Annotated in this window: 18 protein-coding genes, 1 pseudogene and 2 riboswitches; of the genes and pseudogenes, 16 read left to right on the plus strand and 3 right to left on the minus strand. The window is 59.7% G+C overall.

Features of this window, described 5'->3' with window-relative positions; translation table 11 throughout:
- Positions 1-63: 63 nt before the first annotated feature.
- The gene (gene fmt, locus KF821_03330) at positions 64-999 is read right to left on the minus strand and encodes a methionyl-tRNA formyltransferase (protein ID MBX3004844.1); all 936 of its coding nucleotides are present in this window, start codon (positions 997-999) and stop codon (positions 64-66) included.
- A 135-nt stretch (positions 1,000-1,134) separates the two neighbouring features.
- On the opposite strand from fmt, the gene KF821_03335 reads away from it, so the two are divergent.
- The 9 genes from KF821_03335 to KF821_03375 all read left to right on the plus strand — a co-directional run bounded on the left by KF821_03335 (position 1,135) and on the right by KF821_03375 (position 8,901).
- On the plus strand, positions 1,135-1,452 hold the full coding sequence (locus KF821_03335; protein MBX3004845.1) for a DUF4870 domain-containing protein: 318 nt from the start codon (positions 1,135-1,137) through the stop codon (positions 1,450-1,452).
- Positions 1,453-1,517: 65 nt separating this feature from the next.
- Entirely contained in the window at positions 1,518-1,910 is a 393-nt protein-coding gene (locus KF821_03340) for a hypothetical protein (GenBank protein ID MBX3004846.1), read from the plus strand.
- Between the two features lie 82 nt (positions 1,911-1,992).
- Positions 1,993-2,085: riboswitch (glycine riboswitch) on the plus strand.
- Positions 2,086-2,094: 9 nt separating this feature from the next.
- Positions 2,095-2,226, plus strand: a riboswitch (glycine riboswitch).
- A gap of 43 nt (positions 2,227-2,269) precedes the next feature.
- Positions 2,270-2,662, plus strand: a complete 393-nt coding sequence (gcvH, locus tag KF821_03345; GenBank protein ID MBX3004847.1) for a glycine cleavage system protein GcvH — start codon at positions 2,270-2,272, stop codon at positions 2,660-2,662.
- A 35-nt stretch (positions 2,663-2,697) separates the two neighbouring features.
- Positions 2,698-4,005 carry an aminomethyl-transferring glycine dehydrogenase subunit GcvPA gene (gene gcvPA / locus KF821_03350; protein MBX3004848.1) on the plus strand — a complete coding sequence of 436 codons (1,308 nt, stop codon included), beginning with the start codon at positions 2,698-2,700 and terminating at the stop codon, positions 4,003-4,005.
- Positions 3,998-5,458: an aminomethyl-transferring glycine dehydrogenase subunit GcvPB gene (gcvPB, locus tag KF821_03355; GenBank protein MBX3004849.1), complete on the plus strand. Its 1,461-nt coding sequence runs from the start codon at positions 3,998-4,000 to the stop codon at positions 5,456-5,458. The genes gcvPA and gcvPB overlap by 8 nt, the downstream gene beginning before the upstream one ends.
- Positions 5,455-6,147, plus strand: a complete 693-nt coding sequence (locus tag KF821_03360) for a MarR family transcriptional regulator (GenBank protein ID MBX3004850.1) — start codon at positions 5,455-5,457, stop codon at positions 6,145-6,147. The genes gcvPB and KF821_03360 overlap by 4 nt, the downstream gene beginning before the upstream one ends.
- Entirely contained in the window at positions 6,125-6,976 is an 852-nt protein-coding gene (locus tag KF821_03365; GenBank protein ID MBX3004851.1) for a serine/threonine protein kinase, read from the plus strand. Before KF821_03360 ends, KF821_03365 begins: the two co-directional genes overlap by 23 nt.
- The gene (locus tag KF821_03370; protein ID MBX3004852.1) at positions 6,973-8,181 is read left to right on the plus strand and encodes a hypothetical protein; all 1,209 of its coding nucleotides are present in this window, start codon (positions 6,973-6,975) and stop codon (positions 8,179-8,181) included. Before KF821_03365 ends, KF821_03370 begins: the two co-directional genes overlap by 4 nt.
- Positions 8,182-8,316: 135 nt before the next feature.
- Positions 8,317-8,901 (plus strand): hypothetical protein, encoded by a 585-nt coding sequence (locus KF821_03375; GenBank protein ID MBX3004853.1) that lies wholly within the window; start codon positions 8,317-8,319, stop codon positions 8,899-8,901.
- Positions 8,902-8,970: 69 nt separating this feature from the next.
- On the opposite strand, the gene KF821_03380 is transcribed toward KF821_03375, so the two are convergent.
- Entirely contained in the window at positions 8,971-9,384 is a 414-nt protein-coding gene (locus KF821_03380; GenBank protein MBX3004854.1) for an META domain-containing protein, read from the minus strand.
- A 127-nt stretch (positions 9,385-9,511) separates the two neighbouring features.
- Here KF821_03380 and KF821_03385 point away from each other — a divergent pair, with 127 nt between their 5' ends.
- The 3 genes and pseudogenes from KF821_03385 (at position 9,512) to KF821_03395 (ending at position 14,031) form a co-directional block, all read left to right on the plus strand.
- Positions 9,512-9,979, plus strand: a complete 468-nt coding sequence (locus tag KF821_03385; protein MBX3004855.1) for a MarR family transcriptional regulator — start codon at positions 9,512-9,514, stop codon at positions 9,977-9,979.
- A 198-nt stretch (positions 9,980-10,177) separates the two neighbouring features.
- A pseudogene (locus KF821_03390) lies at positions 10,178-12,007 on the plus strand (ABC transporter ATP-binding protein).
- 26 nt (positions 12,008-12,033) lie between these two features.
- Positions 12,034-14,031, plus strand: coding sequence for an ABC transporter ATP-binding protein (locus KF821_03395; GenBank protein ID MBX3004856.1), 1,998 nt, complete (start codon positions 12,034-12,036; stop codon positions 14,029-14,031).
- Between the two features lie 307 nt (positions 14,032-14,338).
- Here the strand turns inward: KF821_03395 and KF821_03400 are convergent, their stop codons facing one another.
- Positions 14,339-16,678 (minus strand): transglycosylase domain-containing protein, encoded by a 2,340-nt coding sequence (locus KF821_03400; protein MBX3004857.1) that lies wholly within the window; start codon positions 16,676-16,678, stop codon positions 14,339-14,341.
- Positions 16,679-16,773: 95 nt separating this feature from the next.
- Between KF821_03400 and KF821_03405 the strand changes: the two genes are divergently transcribed.
- The 4 genes from KF821_03405 (at position 16,774) to mltG (ending at position 20,033) form a co-directional block, all read left to right on the plus strand.
- Positions 16,774-17,901, plus strand: a complete 1,128-nt coding sequence (locus KF821_03405; GenBank protein ID MBX3004858.1) for an aminotransferase class V-fold PLP-dependent enzyme — start codon at positions 16,774-16,776, stop codon at positions 17,899-17,901.
- Between the two features lie 86 nt (positions 17,902-17,987).
- Complete coding sequence (locus KF821_03410; protein ID MBX3004859.1) at positions 17,988-18,377, plus strand: hypothetical protein; 390 nt, start codon at positions 17,988-17,990, stop codon at positions 18,375-18,377.
- Positions 18,378-18,478: 101 nt separating this feature from the next.
- Positions 18,479-18,901, plus strand: a complete 423-nt coding sequence (ruvX, locus tag KF821_03415; GenBank protein ID MBX3004860.1) for a Holliday junction resolvase RuvX — start codon at positions 18,479-18,481, stop codon at positions 18,899-18,901.
- A gap of 19 nt (positions 18,902-18,920) precedes the next feature.
- The gene (mltG, locus tag KF821_03420; GenBank protein ID MBX3004861.1) at positions 18,921-20,033 is read left to right on the plus strand and encodes an endolytic transglycosylase MltG; all 1,113 of its coding nucleotides are present in this window, start codon (positions 18,921-18,923) and stop codon (positions 20,031-20,033) included.
- The last annotated feature ends 44 nt before the right edge of the window (positions 20,034-20,077 follow it).

A 20,077-nucleotide genomic window follows, 5' to 3' on the forward strand; every position in this document is an offset into this window, starting at 1 on the left:
TTGGTGAGTAGTATGTAGTGAGTAGTGAACAGTAAGCAGTGAGCGGGAATACTTGCAAGTAGGCTACATTTCGGCGGTTGCCCAATCACGCGCGCCCTGCAAAAAGTCGCGGCCGTTCATCGGCTTCTTGCCGGCGGGCTGTACTTCTTCTAAGACCAGTAGGCCGGCGGTCGTGACGAGTGCGGGCAGGCCAGCGTGCACGATGTGGCGGCCCGCACTGCCGCCCTGCCCGCCAGCGGCGGCATGGGCGCGTAGGATGCGCAGCGGGCCGCCCTTCCAAGGCAGGCTGGCGATAGGCCAGGGGTTGAAGGCGCGCACCTTGCGCGCCAGCAGCTCAGCAGGTTCGCTGCGCGGGTCAAGCTGGCCTGCGCTCTTCTCGAGCAGCGGGGCCAGGGTAATGCCGTCTGTGGGTTGTGGCTGCGGCTGTACGGCCCCCTCAAGGTAGCCGGGCAGCGTTTCCAGCAGCAACTCGGCGCCGAGGGTGCTGAGTTTGTTGCTCAGGCTGGCGGCAGTATCTTCGGGTTGGATTGGAAGGCTGCGTTTGCTGAGCATGGGGCCGGTATCCATCCCCGGATCCATCTTCATGATGGTGACGCCGGCTTCGGCATCGCCATGCAGGATGGCGGCGACGATGGGCGAAGCGCCGCGCCAGCGCGGCAGCAGCGAGGCGTGCACGTTGATGCAACCATGCGGCGGCATTTCCAGCACGGCCGGGCGCAGGATCTGGCCGAAAGCGGCCACTACGATCAGGTCAGGCGCCCAGTGGCGCAACTGCTGCATGGGCTCTTTGGCGCGCAGGCGTTCCGGCTGCATCAGCGGCAGGCCCAGCTCCAGGGCCAGGCTCTTGACCGGCGGCGGCGTCAGTTGGCGGCCGCGGCCCGCCGGGTGATCCGGCTGGGTGACGACGCCGACCAGCTGGGCGGCCGGCCAGGCCGCCAGGGCTTGCAGGCTGGGGCGGGCAAATTCGGGCGAACCCATGAAGACGATGCGGAGTGGCATGCTGGCGGCATTTTAGCATGCTGGCCTCTGCTAACAGTAACTAACCTCAAATTAGTACGTTAAGGCTCTTGCGCACCATTTCGGCTGCACATACAATCGGCTCAACCTATACGAGCAATCATAAGGAGATTTATCATGGCACAAGAAGCAACGACCGACAACGACAAGCTGCTTACCCTGCTGGCCTACGTGTTCAGCCCGCTGGTCCCTGTGGTTCTGATGTTGATGAACGACAAGAAGGACCGCCCCTACATCAAGCAGCACAACGCCCAGGCGCTGGTCTGGGGTGTGCTCAGCATCGTGTTAGGCTATGGCCTGGGCTCGTTCCTGTGTGGCCTGCCCGGCCTGGTGATGTGGGTCATCGCCATTTATTGGGGCATCCAGGCCTACAATGGCAAGGATGTGGTCATCCCGGTGATCACGGACTTCGTGAAGAGCCAGGGCTGGGCCTAGTCAGCTAGCCAAGCTATAGAAAACGCCCGTGCTGCGCACGGGCGTTTTTTTGTTAGAATGTGCCTATGGCACGCAAAGCAAGCCCCCCGCTGGTCAAACCCAGTAATGTAAATGCCATTGGCGTGATGAACATCGTCAGTGGAGTCATCAATATCCTGGTAGGCAGTGGCTTGTCGGTCAGCGTAGTGCTCGGCACGCTGTTCCTCGGCCTGGTGTGCCTGCCGCTCACCCTGGCTCCGGCGATCCTTGGCCTGTTCGAGGTGCTCTACGGTATCAAGCTACTGGCCAACCCGCCGCAAGCCGTCAAACCGGCGCGCACACTGGCCATCATCCAGATCATTACGTTTGTTTACCTGAATGTCATCACGGGCGTCATTGGCATCCTCTCCCTAACGCTGTATAGCGACCCAGACGTAAAGGCCTATTTCGCCGCCCTGAATCCGGATGAGGCTGCTTGACTTTCGGCCAGCCCCCTTTTAGAATCGACCAAATTAAACGGGCTTAGGGGAGAGTTGCGATGCAGAAACCCACTGCGTCGCAGGAGAAACCAGGTTTCTCCGCGCTGCATCTGGCGCCACCGAAGGGGCAAGTGCGCAGCACACCACTGCGCGCGAAACTCTCAGGTAAATGGACCCTCGGCTCGCATACTCCTCTGGAAATTTACCCAATCAAACACGCCTGACGGCGGTTTTGATTGGCTGAAACCGACGGGGCAAATTGCGGCGAAAACCACGCCGCAGTGAAACTCTCAGGTCCCAGCACAGAGGCGCACACGTTTATTTCGTGTGCGCTTTTTTTGTTAACTGAGGAGATGACGATGAACTACCCTGCAGATTTGAAATACACCAAGAACGACGAATGGGTCCGTGTGGAGGGCGACAGAGCGACGATCGGGGTGAGCGACTATGCCCAAGACCAGCTCTCGGACATTGTGTATGTAGACTTCAGTGCGGCAGCCGGGGCCACTGTGGCCCAGGGCGCAACCTTCGCTGGCATTGAATCCGTGAAGGCCGCCGCCGACATCTACATGCCGGTGGATGGCGAAGTCGTCGAGGTCAATGCTGCGCTGGCGCAGACGCCTGAGGCGATCAACAGCGATCCGTATGGCGCGGCCTGGCTGGCCAAGATCAAGCTGACCAATCCGGCCCAGTTGGACGCCCTGATGGATGCGGCGGCCTATGAGGCCTATTGCAAGGAGCGTTCGGCGTGACCTTCGTTCCGCATACGGAGCGCGACCGCCAGCAAATGCTGGAGGCGATCGGCGTCAAGACGATTGCTGACCTGTTTGAGGCGGTACCGCAAAAATTCCGTTTCCCCAAACTTAACCTGCCTGCCCCGCTCACCGAAATGGAAGCGCTGGGCGAGCTCAAAGGCATCGCCGAAGCCAACGAGAGCGCTGACGACTTGGTCAGCTTCCTGGGTGCCGGCGCGTATCACCATTACATCCCCGCCGGCGTGGACAGCATCTTGCGCCGCGGCGAATACTACACCGCCTACACGCCCTACCAGCCGGAGATCTCACAGGGCACGCTGCAGGCTATCTTTGAGTACCAGAGCCTGATCGTCGCGCTGACCGGTATGGAAGTCAGCAACGCCTCGCACTACGACGGCGCCACCGCGCTGGCCGAAGCGGTCAACATGAGCCGCGGTATCCACCGCGGCGCACGCAACAAGATCATTCTTTCGCCGGGCATCCACCCGCAGTATCGTGAGGTGGTGCACACCTATGAGGACGGTGGCGACCTGGAGTTCATCGGCGAAGACCTAGATCTCAGCGCCGGGCCGGATGCACTCATCGAGCTTATCGATGAGCATACCGGGCTGGTGTGCGTGGCCTACCCCGATTTCTTCGGCCGCGTGTATGACTACACCAAGCTGGCTGAGGCTGCCCACGCCAAAGGCGCATTGCTGGCCGTCTCGGTGAACCCCACCGCGCTCGGCCTGCTCAAACCGCCGGGCGAGATGGGCGCCGATATCGTTACCGGAGAAGGCCAGCCGCTGGGCATCCCGCTCTCGTTTGGCGGGCCGTACCTCGGCATCCTCACCACGCGCAACCAGTATGTGCGCCAGATCGCTGGCCGCCTGGTGGGCGAAACCGTGGATAGCCGCGGCCAACGCGGCTTCGTGCTGACGCTGAGCACGCGTGAGCAGCACATCAAGCGTGAAAAGGCCAGCTCCAACATCTGCACGAATCAAGGCTTGATGATGCTGGCCGCCACCACCTACATGAGCTTGCTCGGCAAGAACGGCTTGCGCCAGGTGGCGGAGAGCTGCTATCACAAGGCCCACTACGCCGCGGCAGAAATCAGCAAGCTCAAAGGCTTCAGCCTCAAGTTCACTGATGCGTTCTTCCATGAGTTTGTGATCGAGTGCCCCATGCCCGCCGCAGAGCTCAACCTGCGCCTGCTGGACCTGGGCATCGTAGGCGGATACAACCTGAGCAGCGAATACCCCGGCATGCAGAACTGCATGCTGCTGACAGTGACCGAATTGAACAGCAAGGAAGAAATTGACTACCTTGTAGAAACCCTGGCGGAGGTGACCAATGCCTGAGCCTCTCATCTATGACTTGGGCGCCCCCGGCCGCAGCGGCGTGCAGATGCCGGCGCCGGATGTGCCGCTGGCGGATCTGCCCAGCGGCTTGGTACGCGAGACCCTGCCCCTGCCGGAATTGAGCGAACTCGAAGCGCTGCGCCACCTGACGCGCCTTTCGCAGCTCAATCACAGCATCCTGACGGGCTTCTACCCACTGGGTTCCTGCACGATGAAGTACAACCCCATCGTCAACGAGGAAGCAGCCCGCCTGGGCGGTTTCATTCACGCCCACCCGCTGCAACCGGCCGAGATGATGCAGGGCAGCCTGGCGATCATGTATCACCTGCAGGAGTGGCTGAAGGAGATCGGCAGCTTTGCGGCCGTCTCGCTGCAGCCCGCCGCCGGCGCGCAAGGCGAGCTGGCCGGTGTGCTGATGATCAAGGCCTATCACGCCAGCCGCGGCCAGAGCCAGCGCAACAAGGTGCTGATCCCCGACTCGGCGCACGGTACCAACCCTGCCACCAGCGCCATGTCGGGTTACCGCGTGGTCGAGATTCCCTCGGACGCGCGCGGCAACCTCGATCTTGAGGCGCTCAAAGCCGAGTGCGACGACACGCTGGCCGCCTTCATGCTCACCAACCCCAACACGTTGGGCCTGTTCGAAGAAGGCGTGCAAGAGGCGATCGAAGCTGTGCACGCTGCTGGCGGCCTGGTGTATGGGGATGGCGCCAACATGAACGCCCTGCTGGGCATTGCCCGCCCAGGCGACCTGGGCATCGATGTGCTGCACTACAACCTGCACAAAACCTTCACCACGCCGCACGGCGGCGGTGGCCCCGGATCGGGGCCGGTGGGCGTAGCCGCCCACCTGGCCGATTTCCTGCCTGGCCCCATTGTGGGCATCGAAGAAGAAGGCAGCGAAGAGATGGGGCCGGTATATGGCTGGCACCAGCCGCCCAAGAGCATCGGCCGCCTGAAGGCGTTCCACGGCCAGTTTGGTATGCACGTGCGCGCCTTTACCTACATCCTGATGCAGGGCGCTGAGGGTCTGCGCTCGGTAGCCGAGCACGCCGTGCTCAACGCCAACTACCTGCGCGTCAAGCTGCAGGGCGCCTACAAAGTGCCGTACGACCGCGTATGTATGCACGAAGTGGTGCTGGAAGGCCGCTGGGCCGACGCGCCGGACATTCATGCGTTGGATATTGCCAAGCGTTTGATGGACTTTGGCTTCCACCCACCCACAAACTACTTCCCGCTCATCGTGCGTGAGGCGCTGATGATCGAGCCGACCGAGACGGAGAGCAAGGAAGTGCTGGATGCGTTCATCGAGGCGATGCTCAAAATCGCCGAGGAAGCGCACAGCACGCCTGAGGTGCTGCAGCAGGCGCCACACACCACCAAGTACGGCCGCATGGACGAAGTCAAGGCGGCACGGCAGTTGGTGTTATGTTGTAACATTGAACAAAAATGAACGTAACTTTCTACAGAAGTCGGCGGCCTGGGCCAGAATTGGAGATTGAGGATTCTCTAGTTCAGCATGCAGACAAGATGTTCAGTAAAACGAATTACACACAATGGGTTGGAGGGGCATTAACAATTGGTACCGCCGTTCCAGATCTGCTCGTTGTTTCCTATAGACCTGAAGTCATTTCTTTGTCGAATATCTCCCCTGCTTGCACAGCAATACTTGCCTATTTACGTTTCTATGGAAAGGCAAGTATGCATGTTATGGCGAGAAAGCTGCGGCTACCCCAGCCATCAATAGGACGCGAGCTCGAAAACCTTGTAGGTCTGGGAGTTGTCTACCAGCGCAAAAGATCTTTTATAATGAAAAGATATTGGTTCGATGTGCTCCCAAGGGTAAGAGCAATTGAGGCAAAAACTGAAAATTGGAGGAGGGCAGTGTGGCAAGCTAATCGGAACCAATTGTTTGCAACTGAATCGTATGTTGCTCTTCCCCATAAACTTGCCGAGAGGGTCAAGTCACATCAGAGTTTTGCTGAACTGGGGATAGGTCTAATTGGCATCAAGGGCACAGGAGAAACAGAATTCTTAAAACAGGCCAAGCGGGTGACACCAAAAATTTGGCAGTACTACTATCGACTTGCTTCTTATGTAGCCAACGATCTGGGGAAAGATGCCATTTATAGTTCCAATTGAAGAAGCCATAGCAAATTTCCCCCAGTTTACTTTTGTTCAAGCGTTAACACCAAGTGAGCAAAAGGCAGCTTTTCATGTTAGAGCAGAAGATGGGAATGACTACTGTTTAAAAATCATCTCACCCAAATACGAACTTGATCGCCTTAAAAGAGAAATTTTAGCCTTACAGAGATTGAGCCATCCACATGTAGTCCAGCTTATCGAATACACATATAGCAGCGGGCCGCAAGGCGAAAAGCACTACATGATTGAACAGTTTATACCTGGGCACGATTTGTCGGAGATCCTGGCTCGAGAAAAGCTCAGCATTAACGAAGTGCTCCGACTATTTATTCCACTTTTTGATGGGCTAGCGTCCCTATATTCCATAGGCATAGTGCACCGCGATCTCAAGCCTAGCAATATCCGTGTTTCAAGCGATCTTCAGCCAACGATAATTGACTTTGGTTTAGCAAGACATCTTAACATGCCTGACCTTACTTTGACCGAACAGGGCGCCAGGATTGGAACTCCAGCTTACTTTGCCCCGGAGCAATTTACAGGCACAAAACACGACATCGATCACCGCACAGATTTATACGCTGGGGGGTTATTACTGTATGAAGCGCTTACCGGCGCGCACCCGTATCTGATGCCAGGCATGCGTTTTGAAGAGCTCATGGAAGCAGCAATCTCCTCTTTCAACTATCAAGAAAACCCTGCATTCCAAGAATTGCCAAGTAACCTCAGACTTCTTGTCTCAAAGTTGCTGAGTAAAGAACGATCGAGGAGGCCAATTTCGGGCGAAACAGTTAGCAAGCTTTTAGTTCAAGTTATTGGGGGCCTATGAAACGAGGAGCGTGGCATCAATTTGGTGATAGAAGCCAAAAGCTTGTACTCGAACAGCTGCAAGGTGGCGCAGGCGTGGGAGTCATAATTAGTCCGCGCGATTTGAGCTTTGAAAATGCCGCGAGATATGCTCCGCAGTACAGAGAACTAGGAGCAGATATACTCGTCGACCAGCAATTTTATATACCTGATTTCAACAATGAGCTTTTAAATTCTTATCCACTCAATAACCACAGGCAAGCTATTTCAAGCCTCACTAAAATGTCCGAAGCCGATATATCAGATTTAGCTAGTCAAATAAGTGCTGTGAACGAAACATTGCAAGCGACTGCAGTTCTTGCCCCAGCCGTAATATACGAAAGTGGAAGACGAGACATTGTCGAACTAAATGCTAAACTTTTTCGAGCGGCTAAAGCAGCGGGAGACAACCTCGGGCTACCCACTATTGCGACAATACTAATAGGTCATTCAGCTACAGCCTCAACACAGTTGGCCGAGCAAGTTCTATCATATGCAACTGCGTTAAACAGCGATGGTTGGTACTTCGGTTTTGAATTTCAAGCTGACCGAGTTCCAGCAGAAGTGGAGCCTGTTTCTATTTGCATTAATAGCGGCCTGATACTTGCTTCTACAGGCAAGCCCGTGCTTCACGCATACGCAGGACCGATGAGTCTTTTGTCGTTTGCATTCGGGGCTACTGCAACTGGAATTGGTCATAACCAAAATCTATGGCAATTCTCGCGTGAACGGTGGCTGCCTGCAGAGCAAGGTGGCGGAGGGGGAGGTGACGCTCCTGCAAGGTTCTTTTCAAACACCCTTTGGGGGACAATCGTTTACCCAGACGAATTAATCCAATTGCCGCGTAGTTTAACAGGGAAGATTTATACCCCCTCTGCCTTTTCCCAACCAAGCTTTGCAGAGTCACCTTTACCATGGGGCAGGTGGGAAGCAAACAAACATTTAGTAAAGATAATATGCAATGAAATCTCACAAATTGCATCACTACAAGGGGCTAAGGCATCTGCTCATTACGCTATCTCAAAGCTAGAGGCAGCAAATAATTTGTATGAACAGATTAGGCAAAGGGGAGTAGTTTTGCGAGACAACTCAAACGCTTATCATGAAAATTGGTGCACCGCCTTGGAGAATCTTCTCGCCCAATCGGAACAAGAACTAGAGTATCTGGAGATGATAGGGACACTTTAGTAACCGCCTTCGCCAAATGCTGGACATACAGGCCTGGCTAGCTATCTAGGCAACCAGCACAAAGCCCCTATCAGCCTAAAGATTAATCTCGCTCCAAAGCGATACCGCTATACTAGAGCCATTAAAAGAGGTGCTATGAAACGAATTCTAGGAATGACGGCGCTGGTGTTGCTGTTGGCCGCCTGCGCCCCCGCTGCCCCGAGCGCGGATGACAGCGCAGTGCAGACCGCCGTAGCTGCCCTGCTGACCCAGCAGGCGCCGGCTGCCACGGAAGCGACCCAGGTAGAAGAGACGGCCCCGGATCTGAGCGGTGGCGCGCCGACTTCGATCGTGCCAACCACGGAAAGCTTCCCCGGCCTGCCGGCCGAGGCCACCTGCGTGCCGCTGGGTACTGACCGGGTGTATGCCACGGTGGTGGATGTGCCCAGTGGCGACGAAGCCTACGTGCAAATTGGCGACCAGCGCTTTTATGTGCGCTACATCGGCGTGGATGACGGCAACAATCCCAGCGCCTTGGAGGCCAACCGCGCCCTGATCGAGGGCAAGCAAGTGGTGCTGGTGCGCGATGTCTCCGATGTTGACCAGTACGGCCGCCTGGTACGCTACGTCATGGTGGACGATGCCTTCGTGAACCTGCGCCTGCTGCAAGACCGCCAGGTATTCAAGAGCATCGAAGAGCCCGACACGGCCTGCGAGCGCTTGTTCAACTCAATCCCGTAATTTTTGCAAAACTAGCCAACAAAAAGAGGCGCACTATGTGCGCCTCTTTTTGTTGGCCGAAGTAAAAATCTAGCGGTTGAACACCAGGGTGTGCCCGCCCCCGGTCAGCGTCAGCGTATCCCCGGAGAGCTGCACTTCGGTCACCGCCGCCAGCGCCTGCAAGAAGGCCGTTTCATTCTCCATCACTTTTTCTGGCATGCAAGCCATCAACGTGGAGACCGGCTGGTGAAAGCTCAGCGCTTGACCCTGCAAGGTGTAGCCTGCATTGTATTGGTTGCAGCCGGCCGAGCCAGCCACGCGCTGGCCTTCCGTAAAATCGAGCGTGATGTCTTTGCCGCCCAGGGCGGCGCCGATCTCGGAGCTGCCGTTCAGACTGGTCAGCACCCAATGGCTCTCAGTAAACGCATTGGCCGCGCCTTGGCCCGCGCATGCGGCGACGCAAGCAGCAGCTAACAACAATGCAAACAAACGGATTCGTTTCATGGTTGCCTCCTACGGCTCTAAACGTCCCAGCCCGGCGAAATGTTCCACTTGACGTTGGCGGCGCGCTCGATATACTTAGCGGCTCTAACTATTAGGAGGCCTTGCTATCCGCACATCCACCCAAGCTGTGGCGCGCAAATTCTGGGAGCTGGTGCCGCGCGTGATCAGCGCCGTATTTGCTGAAGCGCGGCGCAGCGAGCACAACCTGGCGCCCAGCCACTTTCGCATCCTGCGTATCCTCTCGCGCGGCGGTTCCACGCCCAGCGCGTTGGCCAAGGCGCTGGATGTTAGCTTGCCGAGCATGTCGGCCAGCCTGCAAACCCTGGTGGAGCGCGGCTGGCTGGACCGCCGCCGCTCGGAGCAGGACCGGCGCATCATCGAGCTGAGCCTTAGCCGGCGCGGCGCCCAAGTGCTGGCCGAAGAGAACGAGCGCGCCATGAAATGGACCGCCAGCCTGCTGGAAGGCTTGAGCGAGCAGGAGCTGCGCAAGGTGGATGAAGGACTGGATGCGTTCTATCACTTGTTTGATGATTTGCCAGCGCTGCCCAGCCCGGCCAGCCCTAAAGGCAAACGCGCCAGGCCCACGCCCAAATAGTATGTTCCAGGGGGCCAGTTTCGTTAGCTGTTTTCGTATTGGTTCAAGAAAGGATTGACTGTGCAAGCAACTCAAACCCAGGGGCGGGCTAAGGCCGCAGGCCGCCCGCAACGCCCCTCCCTCCCTAAAGGTGTATTCTCGCGTGCGGCGCGCTACCTCTTTCGCTATAAGTTTGAGGCCGCCCTGCCCTACCTGTTCCTGCTGATCGCCACGCTGGCACAGCTGGCGGTGCCGCGCCTGATCCGCAACATGATCGATGCGGTGACCCAGGGCGTGATCGCCAACCAGGTGCTGCAGGGGCTGGAGCAGATCCCGGCCGCTTTCCAGGCGCAGGCCTTGCCGCGCATTCTGGAGGCGCTCACCTACGCGCCCGGCACCACGCTGGAAAGTTTGGTAAGCCAGCTCAGCGCGGACCAAAGCAGCGCGCCCGATCTGTTGGTGCGGGCGGGCATCTTCATCGTCGTCTTCGCCGCCCTGCGCGGCGTGTTCGCCTTCCTGCAATCGTACTGGGCAGAGCGCAATTCACAGAGCGTATCGTTTGATATGCGCAATGAGCTGTTCGCCAAGATCCAGCGCTTGTCATTCTCGTATCACGACCAGAACCAGACCGGCCAGCTGATGATCCGCGCCACGGATGATGTAGAGAAGGTGCGCTTGTTCCTGGGCCAGGGGTTAGTGCAACTGGTGAGTGCAATCGTGCTGCTCAGCGCCACGCTGATCATTCTCTTCGCCACCAATGCCAAGCTGGCCTTGGTGACGCTATGGATCCTGCCAGTGGCGCTGGCCTTGTTCTTTATCTTCGGCAGTATCACGCAACCGCTGTTCTTCAAAGTACAGATGAAGCTGGCGGCGCTCAACACCATCCTGCAGGAGAATTTGGCCGGCATCAAGGTGGTGAAGGCCTTCACGCGTGAGAAGAGCGAGCAGCAGAAGTTTGGCACAGCGGTTAACGCGCTGATGGACCAACAGATCTACATTGCGCGCATCTTCACCTTCCTGTTCCCGCTGATCTTCCTGGTAGCGAACCTGGGCCAGGCCACTACGCTGCAAGCGGGCGGCGAGCAGATCATCGCCGGCACGCTAAGTTTGGGCGAGTGGCAGGAGTTCAGCCTCTACCTCATCTATCTTTTCATCCCGCTGGCCCAGTTTGGTTTCATCATCAGCCAGTTTGGCCAGGCGATGGCCTCTGCCGGGCGCATCTTCGAGATCCTCGATGCCAAGTCTGACGTTACCGACAAGCCGGGCGCCATCGCCCTGCCGCAGGTCAAGGGCCAAGTGAGCTTTGAGAACGTCAGCTTCCGTTACTTCGGTGGCGGCGACCCGGTGCTGGATGGCGTGAGCTTTAGCGCCCAACCCGGCCAGACGGTGGCCTTGCTCGGCGCCACGGGCTCGGGCAAGACCACGATCATCAATCTCATCCCGCGCTTCTATGACCCCACCGAGGGCCGCGTGACCGTGGATGGGCATGACCTGCGCGATGTGCAGCTCGAATCGCTGCGCGCCCAGATCGGCATTGTGCTGCAGGAGACGACACTGTTCACTGGCAACATCCGTGACAACATCGCCTTCGGCAAGCCCGAGGCCACCCAGGCCGAAGTGGAAGCGGCGGCCAAGGCCGCCGCAGCGCACGACTTCATCATGACCTTCCCCCAAGGCTACGAGACCCCGGTGGGCGAGCGTGGCTCCACGCTGAGTGGCGGCCAGAAGCAACGCATTGCTATCGCACGCGCCCTGCTGCTCAACCCGCGCATCCTCATCCTGGATGATTCGACCTCCAGTGTGGACTTGCAGACTGAGAGCCAGATCCAAGCCGCGCTCGACAAGCTGATGGAAGGCCGCACCTCATTCGTGATTGCGCAACGCATCAGCACCGTCATCAATGCGGACCAAATCTTAGTGCTCGACAAGGGCAAAGTGGTGGCCAGCGGCAAGCACGCCGAGCTGCTGGAAGACAACGAAATCTATGCCGAGATCTACAACTCGCAATTGGTGGGTGACAGCCCGGCCAGTGAGGCTGCGGCGGCCTAAGGGCCGCGGCAGAGTACAGGAACGCTATGTTCAATACACGCGCATTACTTGACCAAGAATCCCTCAAGCCCAAAAAGACCAGCGAAACACTGGGGCGGCTGGCGGGCTACTTCAAACCCTTCTGGTACGCCATGCTGTTGGCGGCTACCTTCATTACGGTGGCCACCTGGGCACAGGTGACCACGCCGGAGATCACCGGCCAGATCGTGGACTGTTACCTGACCCCGGCCGTGGCCAGCACCTTCGGCGCGCCCGAGGGCATGATGAACGATGCCAGCCAAGCCTCGCAGAGCAACTGCTGGCTGGCGGGCGAGACCGAGGCCAGCACCACAACGCAGCGCATCATCAAAGGCGCCTTTGGGTGGGCCAACTTCAGTACGCCAGCCGACCCCAGCAACCCCACCAACGCCGAGCGCATCACGGGCTTGGGGCAGTTGATCTCAGTGCTGATCGTGCTGTTCGTGCTGGGCTCATTCCTGACGGGTCTCACCTTCTTCACAATGAGTTGGGCCGGCCAGCACGTGCTGCGTGACCTGCGTGCCGAGCTGTTCAGCCATATGCACGCCCTGCCGATTGGCTTCTATGCCGAAAATGAGGTGGGCGACCTGATGAGCCGTATCACCAACGACAGCGACACCATCCAGCAAGCACTGAGCTTTGCGCTGGTGAACGTGGTCAGTGGTGTATTGCTGCTGGTGTGGATCGCCTACAACATGCTCACCAAGAACGTGCCGTTTGCTTTGCTGAGCATGGCGATTGCGCCGTTTATGGCCATCGTCACGCTGTGGTTCTCAGACCAGGCGCGTAAGGCCTTCCGCAAGACGCGCTTGGAGATGGGCTCGGTGAACGCCAACCTGCAGGAGAGCATTTCGGCGGTACGCGAGTCGCAGGCCTTCAACCGTGCCGAAGAGAACATCGAGCACTTCCGCGCCACCAACGCCGCCAACCGTGACGCCAACGTGCGCGCCGTAGCGTACACCTCGGCGCTGGCTCCTGCCCTGGAAGCGTTGAGCTACTTGGCACTGGCCATCGTTACCGTGGTTGGCGGCCTGGCGCTGCTCAACGGGTCTTCGCTCGGTGGCACGGTAGTCTCCATCGGTCTGGTGATCACTTTCCTGGGCTATGTACAGCGCTTCAACCAGCCCATCCAGCAGATTGCGGTGCTGTGGAGCAACATCCAGAGCGCAGTGGCTGGCGCCGAGCGCATCTTCGGCCTGCTGGATGAAGTGCCCAGCATCCAAGACAAGCCGGGCGCTAGCACCATGGGCGCCATTGAAGGCAAAGTGGAGCTGGACAATGTGAGCGCCGAATACAAGGCCGGCGAGCCGGTGTTGCGCAACGTGAACTTTTATGCCAACCCGGGCCAGACCGTGGCCATTGTTGGCCCCACCGGCGCGGGCAAGACCACCATCATCAACCTGATCCCGCGCTTCTATGACGTCACCGGTGGGTCGGTGAAGATTGACGGCGTAGATGTGCGTGAGGTCACGCAGGAGTCGCTGCGCCAGCAAATTGGCATCGTGCTGCAGGATACGTTCTTGTTCAGCACCACGGTGATGGAGAATATTCGCTTTGGCCGCCCGGCGGCCAGCGATGAGGAAGTCATCGCGGCGGCCAAACTGGCGCACGCCGATAGCTTCATCGAACGCTTGCCGGAGAAGTACAACACCGTGCTGGGTGAGCGCGGCGCTGGCCTGAGCCAAGGCCAACGCCAACTGCTGGCGATCGCACGTGCGGCGCTTGCCGACCCGCGCATCCTGATCTTGGATGAAGCCACCAGCAGCGTGGACACGCGCACCGAGCGCCTGATCCAGAGCGCGCTGGAGAAGCTGCTGGCTGGGCGCACCAGCTTTGTGATTGCCCACCGTCTGAGCACGATTCGCAATGCGGATGTGATCCTGGTGCTGAAAGCGGGTGAGATCATCGAGCGCGGCAAGCATGCCGAGTTGCTTGAGAAGAAGGGCTTCTACTACGATCTGTACATGAGCCAATTCAGAAAACAAGAAGAGATGGCAGGCGGTTAGATCGTTGCTGTTTCAGATATAAAAATAGCGAGGCTATGCCTCGCTATTTTTTGTCCTTGCCTTCAATGTCATTCCGAACGAGCAGTGTAGCACCACTTTGTAGCGACTACATACGAGGAGGAATCCGCTAGGAGAGATTCGACTCGCTACAGATATGAGCACTCATAAACCGCCTCAATACGGATTCCTCACACTCGCTTCGCTCGGTTCGGAATGACAAAAATACCGCGTTCAGGAAACAAGAGGAGATGGCGGGCTAACAGCGTTGAACAAACGAAGGCGATTAATAGATTAATCGATTAATCTGTTAATCGCCTTCGCCTTCTATAGTCACTACCGTATAGGCGCGTTGCACGTCGCCGTCTTCATTCCACACTTGTAGCTGGATCACCCACAACCCGTCCAAACCCTGCGTATCCCATTCTGCGCGCGGCGGCGTGCCGCGGCCGGCCGCCAACTGCAGCCAGCGCTGCGGGTACAAGCCCTGCCCCACCTGCAAATCCCACTGCGGGTAGCCGGCGGCGCGGTTGGCGCGCACACTCAGCATGCCGGATTGCGTACTAAACCGTTCGGGCTGCTCGATCGCCAGCGCCGGGCTGGCAGGTTCGAGCGGCACACTATCGAACTGCGACGGCGGCAGCGCCAGCCCGGCGGCCTGCGCCTGGCTACGCCACGCGGCAGGCACATCCATAAACACTTGCGTCTGCACAAACTCCGGCGGGGTGAACACAGTGGCCAGGCGGCCATTCAATGAATTGACTGCCAGGCGTTGGTACAAACTATCGCTAAAACGCGGCTCACTGCCACTGATGAAGTATTCGCGCCGCGTGTGCGGGCAGTCCTCGTCTGGTAGTTGGCCGGAAGGCACGCACACCATCATCGAGCGCACACCGCCGGGCGCCTGCCAATCGCGGATCGGCAGGCCGGCGTGGGCCGCGCTGAACAACGCGGCCCAGTCCGCCGCTCCCAGGCTAAGCACGACACGTTGCGGGCTGTAGCCCAGTTGCCAGGCGCCGGAGCCTTCGGGCGCCAAGGCCGCCGGGCGGCCCAAGGCCAGCATCGCCTGGCGGCTGGCAGCCGAGCGCACACTGACATCGCTCAGACTATTGGTAACCAGAAAGGCCAGCTCGGCGCTGGCCAAGGGGCGCGATTGCGGCTGGCTCCAATCTAAAAGCACCTGCCCGGTTTCGTCAGTGATGAAAAGCAAGCTACTTGGCTGCAAGCGCCCCTGGATGAGCTGGCCGCTGAGCTGGCCACCGCCCAGGCTGGCATAGGCGGCCGCCAGCTCCAGCGGGCTGAGTGCCGCCGCGCCCAGCGCCAGATCACCAGCCTGGCGCGGCGAGAGCGCGGCATCAAAGGGCGCCAAGCCGGCGGCGGCCAACACGTTGGCGGCGTGGTAGGCGCCCACCTGCTCCAGCGCGGCAGCAGCGGGCTGTGGCACGCCCTGCGCCAAGGCCTGGCGCATACTTAGCGGGCCTTGCAACTCGGCAGGTTGGCTACGGTCAAAATTCCAGGTCAACGCCGCCGGGGCGCTGCCGCCGGCAAAAGCATCCAGATAAATGAACGGCAATAGCCCATTGGCCGCGGGCGCCTGCAGGTTGGGCTGGCCGCTCAATGCCAACAGGCGGCCATTTACCGCATCCAGTGCCAAGGCCAGCTCACCCTGGCCTGCAAAAGCGGCCTGCAAGCTGCCATCCTGCGTGGTGATCAGAGTCAAGCCGCCACGCGCCAGCGCTGCGTGGCCCAGGGTGGCTTCGGCCTGGGCCAGCGCCAACTGCGTGAAAGCATCCAACGCCAGCGGCGCGGCGGCATCGTTGAATTGCAATGGCTGCGTGAGCGCCGCGGCCAGGCCGGCCTCATCGAGCATGCCGTGCTGCTGCATCGCCAGCAGCACCAACTGCGTCAGGCGTTGCAGCGTGGCGGGCTGCTGCAGCGGGTCGACTTGCGGCGCGTTGGCCATGGCGGCCAGAGCCGCCGCCTGCGCGAGGCTGAGCTGGCGGGCAGGCATGCCAAAATAAAACTGAGCAGCACTCTCCGCCCCAAAAGTCCAATGGCCGAATTGGGCGCTGTTGAGCGCCCACGCCAGCACCTGTTGGCGGCCATAGCGCGCGGTGAGCTCGCTGGCCAGGATGCGGGCGCGCAACGCCTTGCGCCAGCCGGCGGGCTCGCCGGCCAGCAGCACCTCGCTCACCAGGCGTTCGGCCAGGGTGCTTGGCTGCGGGTTAGTGCTTAGCCAGGCCGTGCCGGCATGCTGCCAGAAGCGCGGATCGGTGCTGGCGATCAGCGCCTGCTCCACCTGCGGCGCCTGGCCCAGCTCAATGAATTGGCGCGGAGCGTGGTGGGGCAGCAATTCCAGCAGGGTCTGGCTGCCGCTGCGGTCTTGCAGGCGGCTGGGCTGTAGGAGCAGGCCGCGCTGTGTGTCCATCAGCACAGGCACGGCGTTTACATCCGGCAGGTCTTGTGTGAGCCAGCGGTACGCCGGCAAGGCGGCCAGCGCCAGCAGCGCCGCCAGCACGCTGGCGGCGGCAAACAGGGCCGCGGCGGCCTTCAGTGCCAGCGCCGCCGGGTTGCGGCGAGCGGCGGCGCGGCGCGCTTTGCGGCGCTTGACCAACTCATACACTTGCAATATCAGCGGGGGCTGTGACACGCCGCCGATTCTCGCATATTTTGGCGGGCGGCTGGCGTAAAAGCCGCCCCAAATCGCAAGGGTGTACAATAACTTTTTGAAAATAAGGAGAGTGCATGGACCCCAAACAATTCCACGATCTGAACGTTCCTGAGCGCGTGCTGCTCGGCCCCGGCCCCAGTGAGATGCCGGCGCGGGTGCTGCAAGCGATGGCCATGCCGGTGATCGGCCACCTGGACCCGGCCTTTTTGCAGATCATGGATGACGTGCAGGAGCTCCTGCGCTTCGCCTTCCAAACCAAGAACCGCCTCACTATCCCCGTCTCCGGCACCGGCAGTGCCGGTATGGAAGCCGCGCTCAGCAACATGATTGAGCCCGGCGACCGCGTGCTCATCGGTATCATCGGCTACTTCGGCGAGCGCATCTACAGCATGTGCGGCCGTTACGGCGCGATTGTGGACCGAATCGAAGTGCCCTGGGGCCAGGTGCTGGATGTTGATGAGGTAAAGAAGCAACTCAGCCAGCACAAGTACAAGTTCCTGGCGGTGGTGCACGGCGAAACCTCGAGTGGCGCCAAGCAGCCCTACATCAAAGAGCTGGCCGCCGCGGCGCATGAAGCCGGTGCACTGTTCATTCTGGACACGGTTGCCTCGTTGGGCGGCGTGCCGGTTGAAGTGGACAATTGGGATGTAGACGTGGCCTTCAGCGGCTCACAGAAGGGCCTCTCGGCTTCGCCGGGTCTGGCTCCGCTGACGGTTGGCCCGCGCGCCGAGAAGGCGCTGGCCGAGCGCAAAGTGGGCGTAGGCAACTGGTACCTCTCCTTGGACGAGGTGCACAAGTATTGGGGCAAGGAGCGCACCTACCATCACACCGCTCCTATTCAACTTAACTATGCCATGCGCGAAGCGCTGCGCATCGTGGCCGAAGAAGGTTTGGAGAATCGCTTTGCCCGCCACCAAGAGAACGCCGAGACCCTGTGGAAGGGCGTAGAAGCGCTGGATATGAGCATGCTGGTGGCGCGTGAGAACCGCCTGCACACGGTAACCGCCGTGAAGGCACCCTCGGTAGCGGTGCATGACCTGGTCAAGAACCGCCTGCTGAGCGACTACGGCATCGAAGTCGGCGCAGGCCTCGGCCCGCTGAAGGGCCAGATCTGGCGCATTGGCCTGATGGGCCACAGCAGCCGCAAGGAATACGTCACGCTGGTGCTGGCCGCCATGCGTGAGATTCTGGAAAGCGCGTAAAAGAACAACGCTTATACAAATGCCGTGGGCGATGCCCACGGCATTTTTTGTTTGTGGCTGACGAGGGAATTCTCTATACTCGTGCGGTGAAGACTTCCCAGATTCAACTCTCGCCGGATGGCGATTGGCGCAACACTCTGGCGCGTATCCGCGGCGGGCAGCAGGGCCGCGTGATCTTGCTATGGCCGGAGCGCGGCGAACCGCGTGCGCCGCGGCTTGTGCTGCAGTTGGCCGCCCGCCGCTGCCAGCGGCTGAATGTGCCGCTGGCGCTGGTGACGGGCAAGGCGGATGTGCGCTTGCTGGCCCAGGAGTTTGGCCTGCCGGTATTTGCCAACGCCCGCCAGGCGCGCAAGGAAGTGTGGGACCTGCCGCCGAAGATAGCGATACCCAAATCGGCACTGAGCATGGAAGGTATCTACTTGCGCATCATGGCGGAGGAGCGACGGGCAAAGTTTATGGGGACAAGTGAACAGTGAGTAGTGAACTGTGAGCAGGCAACTAAACCAACGCATGTTCTCCTGTTCACTGTTTCCTGATCACTGCTCACGGGCTATTCAACTATAGGTACACTAGGTTAATGCGAATCCTCGCCGTTGACCCCGGTGACAAGCGGATCGGCATCGCCCTGAGCGACGCCAGCGGCACCCTCGCCAGCCCCTTGCAGGTGCTGGCACATGAGAGCCGTGATGCCGATGCGGCGCACATCGCCGCCCTGGCCACACAGCACGGCGCCGAGCGCATCATCGTGGGCCAAGCCTTCGGCGAAGATGGCCAGCCCAACTACAGTGGGCGTAAAGCTGCCCGGCTGGCTGGCGCCCTGCGTGCCGCCACCAGCATCCCCGTGCAATTGTGGGAAGAAAGCTACAGCACGCAGGAAGCGCTGACCGCCCGCCGCGCAATGGGCGCAGGCACGCAGGATATTGACGCCAGCGCGGCGGCGGTGATTTTGCAGGACTATTTAGATAATCAAAACCAATCGATTAATCGATTAATCGATTAACCGATTGAAGGATAGATCAATGCGTTTTATTGTCGCTCTCGGTCTCATCGCCATACTGGCTTTCCTGGCCTTCCTTGGCGGCAGTACGCTGGTGGCACGCGCCGAGCAGCACTTCGGCCCGCCCTCGGCGCAGCTCAGCGCGCTGCAAGCATTGCGGCTGGGCATTGAGCTGGGCTGGCGGGCTGAGGCGCTGCGCCCGGTGAACCCTGCGGCTGCGCCGCAGGAGTTCACCATCACGGCAGGCGAGCCCACCGGTACGCTGGTTGCGCGCCTGCAAGCCGCCGGCCTGATCCGGGATGCAGGCCTATTCAGCAATTATCTGGTCTATAGCGGGCGTGACACGCAGCTACAGTCTGGCCGCTTTGAACTTAGTGCGACGATGAGCGGCGTAGAGCTGGCCAGCGCTCTGCTCGATCCCACGCCGCACCATGTGACCCTGGTGATTCTGCCCGGCTGGCGGCTGGAAGAGATCGCCGCCAGCCTGCCCAGCGCGGGCATTCAAGTGCCGCCAGAGGAGTTTGTACGCCTGGCCAGCAATACCCCCAATGAGCTGGCCCTGTATGCAGAGATGCCGACTGGCTCCTCGCTGGAAGGCTTCCTGCTGCCCGGCAGCTACGAAATCCCGCGCGGCGGGGATGCCACCACCCTGCTGCTGACCCTGCTGCAAAGCGATGTGTTTTCAAGCACTATCACGCCAGAGCTGCTGGCCGGCTTCCAGGCACAAGGCTTGAGCGTCTACGACGCGCTGATCCTGGCCTCCATCGTGGAACGTGAGGCCGTGGTGAACTCCGAGATGCCGCTGATCGCCTCCGTGTTCCACAACCGCTTGGATATCGGCATGATGCTGCAAGCCGACCCTACCGTGCAGTACGCCGTGGGCTATGATGGCCGCGGCCAATGGTGGCCCAGCCCGCTGACCGCGGCCGACCTGCAAACCAACTCGCCATACAACACCTACGTCTACAACGGCCTGCCGCCCACCCCGATCGCGGCCCCCAGCGCCGAGGCCTTGCATGCGGTGGCCTTCCCGGCTACTTCACCGTATTACTTTTTCCAGGCCGTGTGCGATGGCTCTGGGGCGCATGTGTTTGCGGTGACGTACGAGGAGCATTTGACGAATAATTGCCGCTAGGCAATCGATTAATCAATTAATTGATTAATCGATGCCATACGACA

The sequence above is a fragment of the Anaerolineales bacterium genome, from assembly GCA_019637755.1.
Lineage (GTDB): Bacteria > Chloroflexota > Anaerolineae > Anaerolineales > UBA11579 > JAMCZK01.

Excerpts from the sequence above, each read along its gene's own strand:
- KF821_03365 (MBX3004851.1), top strand. The coding sequence starts at position 6,125 with ATGCCATTTATAGTTCCAATTGAAGAAGCCATAGCAAATTTCCCCCAG.
- gcvH (MBX3004847.1), top strand. The coding sequence starts at position 2,270 with ATGAACTACCCTGCAGATTTGAAATACACCAAGAACGACGAATGGGTC.
- gcvPA (MBX3004848.1), top strand. The coding sequence starts at position 2,698 with ATGCTGGAGGCGATCGGCGTCAAGACGATTGCTGACCTGTTTGAGGCG.
- KF821_03380 (MBX3004854.1), bottom strand. The coding sequence starts at position 9,384 with ATGAAACGAATCCGTTTGTTTGCATTGTTGTTAGCTGCTGCTTGCGTC.
- KF821_03370 (MBX3004852.1), top strand. The coding sequence starts at position 6,973 with ATGAAACGAGGAGCGTGGCATCAATTTGGTGATAGAAGCCAAAAGCTT.
- fmt (MBX3004844.1), bottom strand. The coding sequence starts at position 999 with ATGCCACTCCGCATCGTCTTCATGGGTTCGCCCGAATTTGCCCGCCCC.
- ruvX (MBX3004860.1), top strand. The coding sequence starts at position 18,479 with ATGCGAATCCTCGCCGTTGACCCCGGTGACAAGCGGATCGGCATCGCC.
- mltG (MBX3004861.1), top strand. The coding sequence starts at position 18,921 with ATGCGTTTTATTGTCGCTCTCGGTCTCATCGCCATACTGGCTTTCCTG.
- KF821_03335 (MBX3004845.1), top strand. The coding sequence starts at position 1,135 with ATGGCACAAGAAGCAACGACCGACAACGACAAGCTGCTTACCCTGCTG.
- KF821_03405 (MBX3004858.1), top strand. The coding sequence starts at position 16,774 with ATGGACCCCAAACAATTCCACGATCTGAACGTTCCTGAGCGCGTGCTG.
- KF821_03395 (MBX3004856.1), top strand. The coding sequence starts at position 12,034 with ATGTTCAATACACGCGCATTACTTGACCAAGAATCCCTCAAGCCCAAA.
- KF821_03340 (MBX3004846.1), top strand. The coding sequence starts at position 1,518 with ATGGCACGCAAAGCAAGCCCCCCGCTGGTCAAACCCAGTAATGTAAAT.
- gcvPB (MBX3004849.1), top strand. The coding sequence starts at position 3,998 with ATGCCTGAGCCTCTCATCTATGACTTGGGCGCCCCCGGCCGCAGCGGC.
- KF821_03375 (MBX3004853.1), top strand. The coding sequence starts at position 8,317 with ATGAAACGAATTCTAGGAATGACGGCGCTGGTGTTGCTGTTGGCCGCC.
- KF821_03360 (MBX3004850.1), top strand. The coding sequence starts at position 5,455 with ATGAACGTAACTTTCTACAGAAGTCGGCGGCCTGGGCCAGAATTGGAG.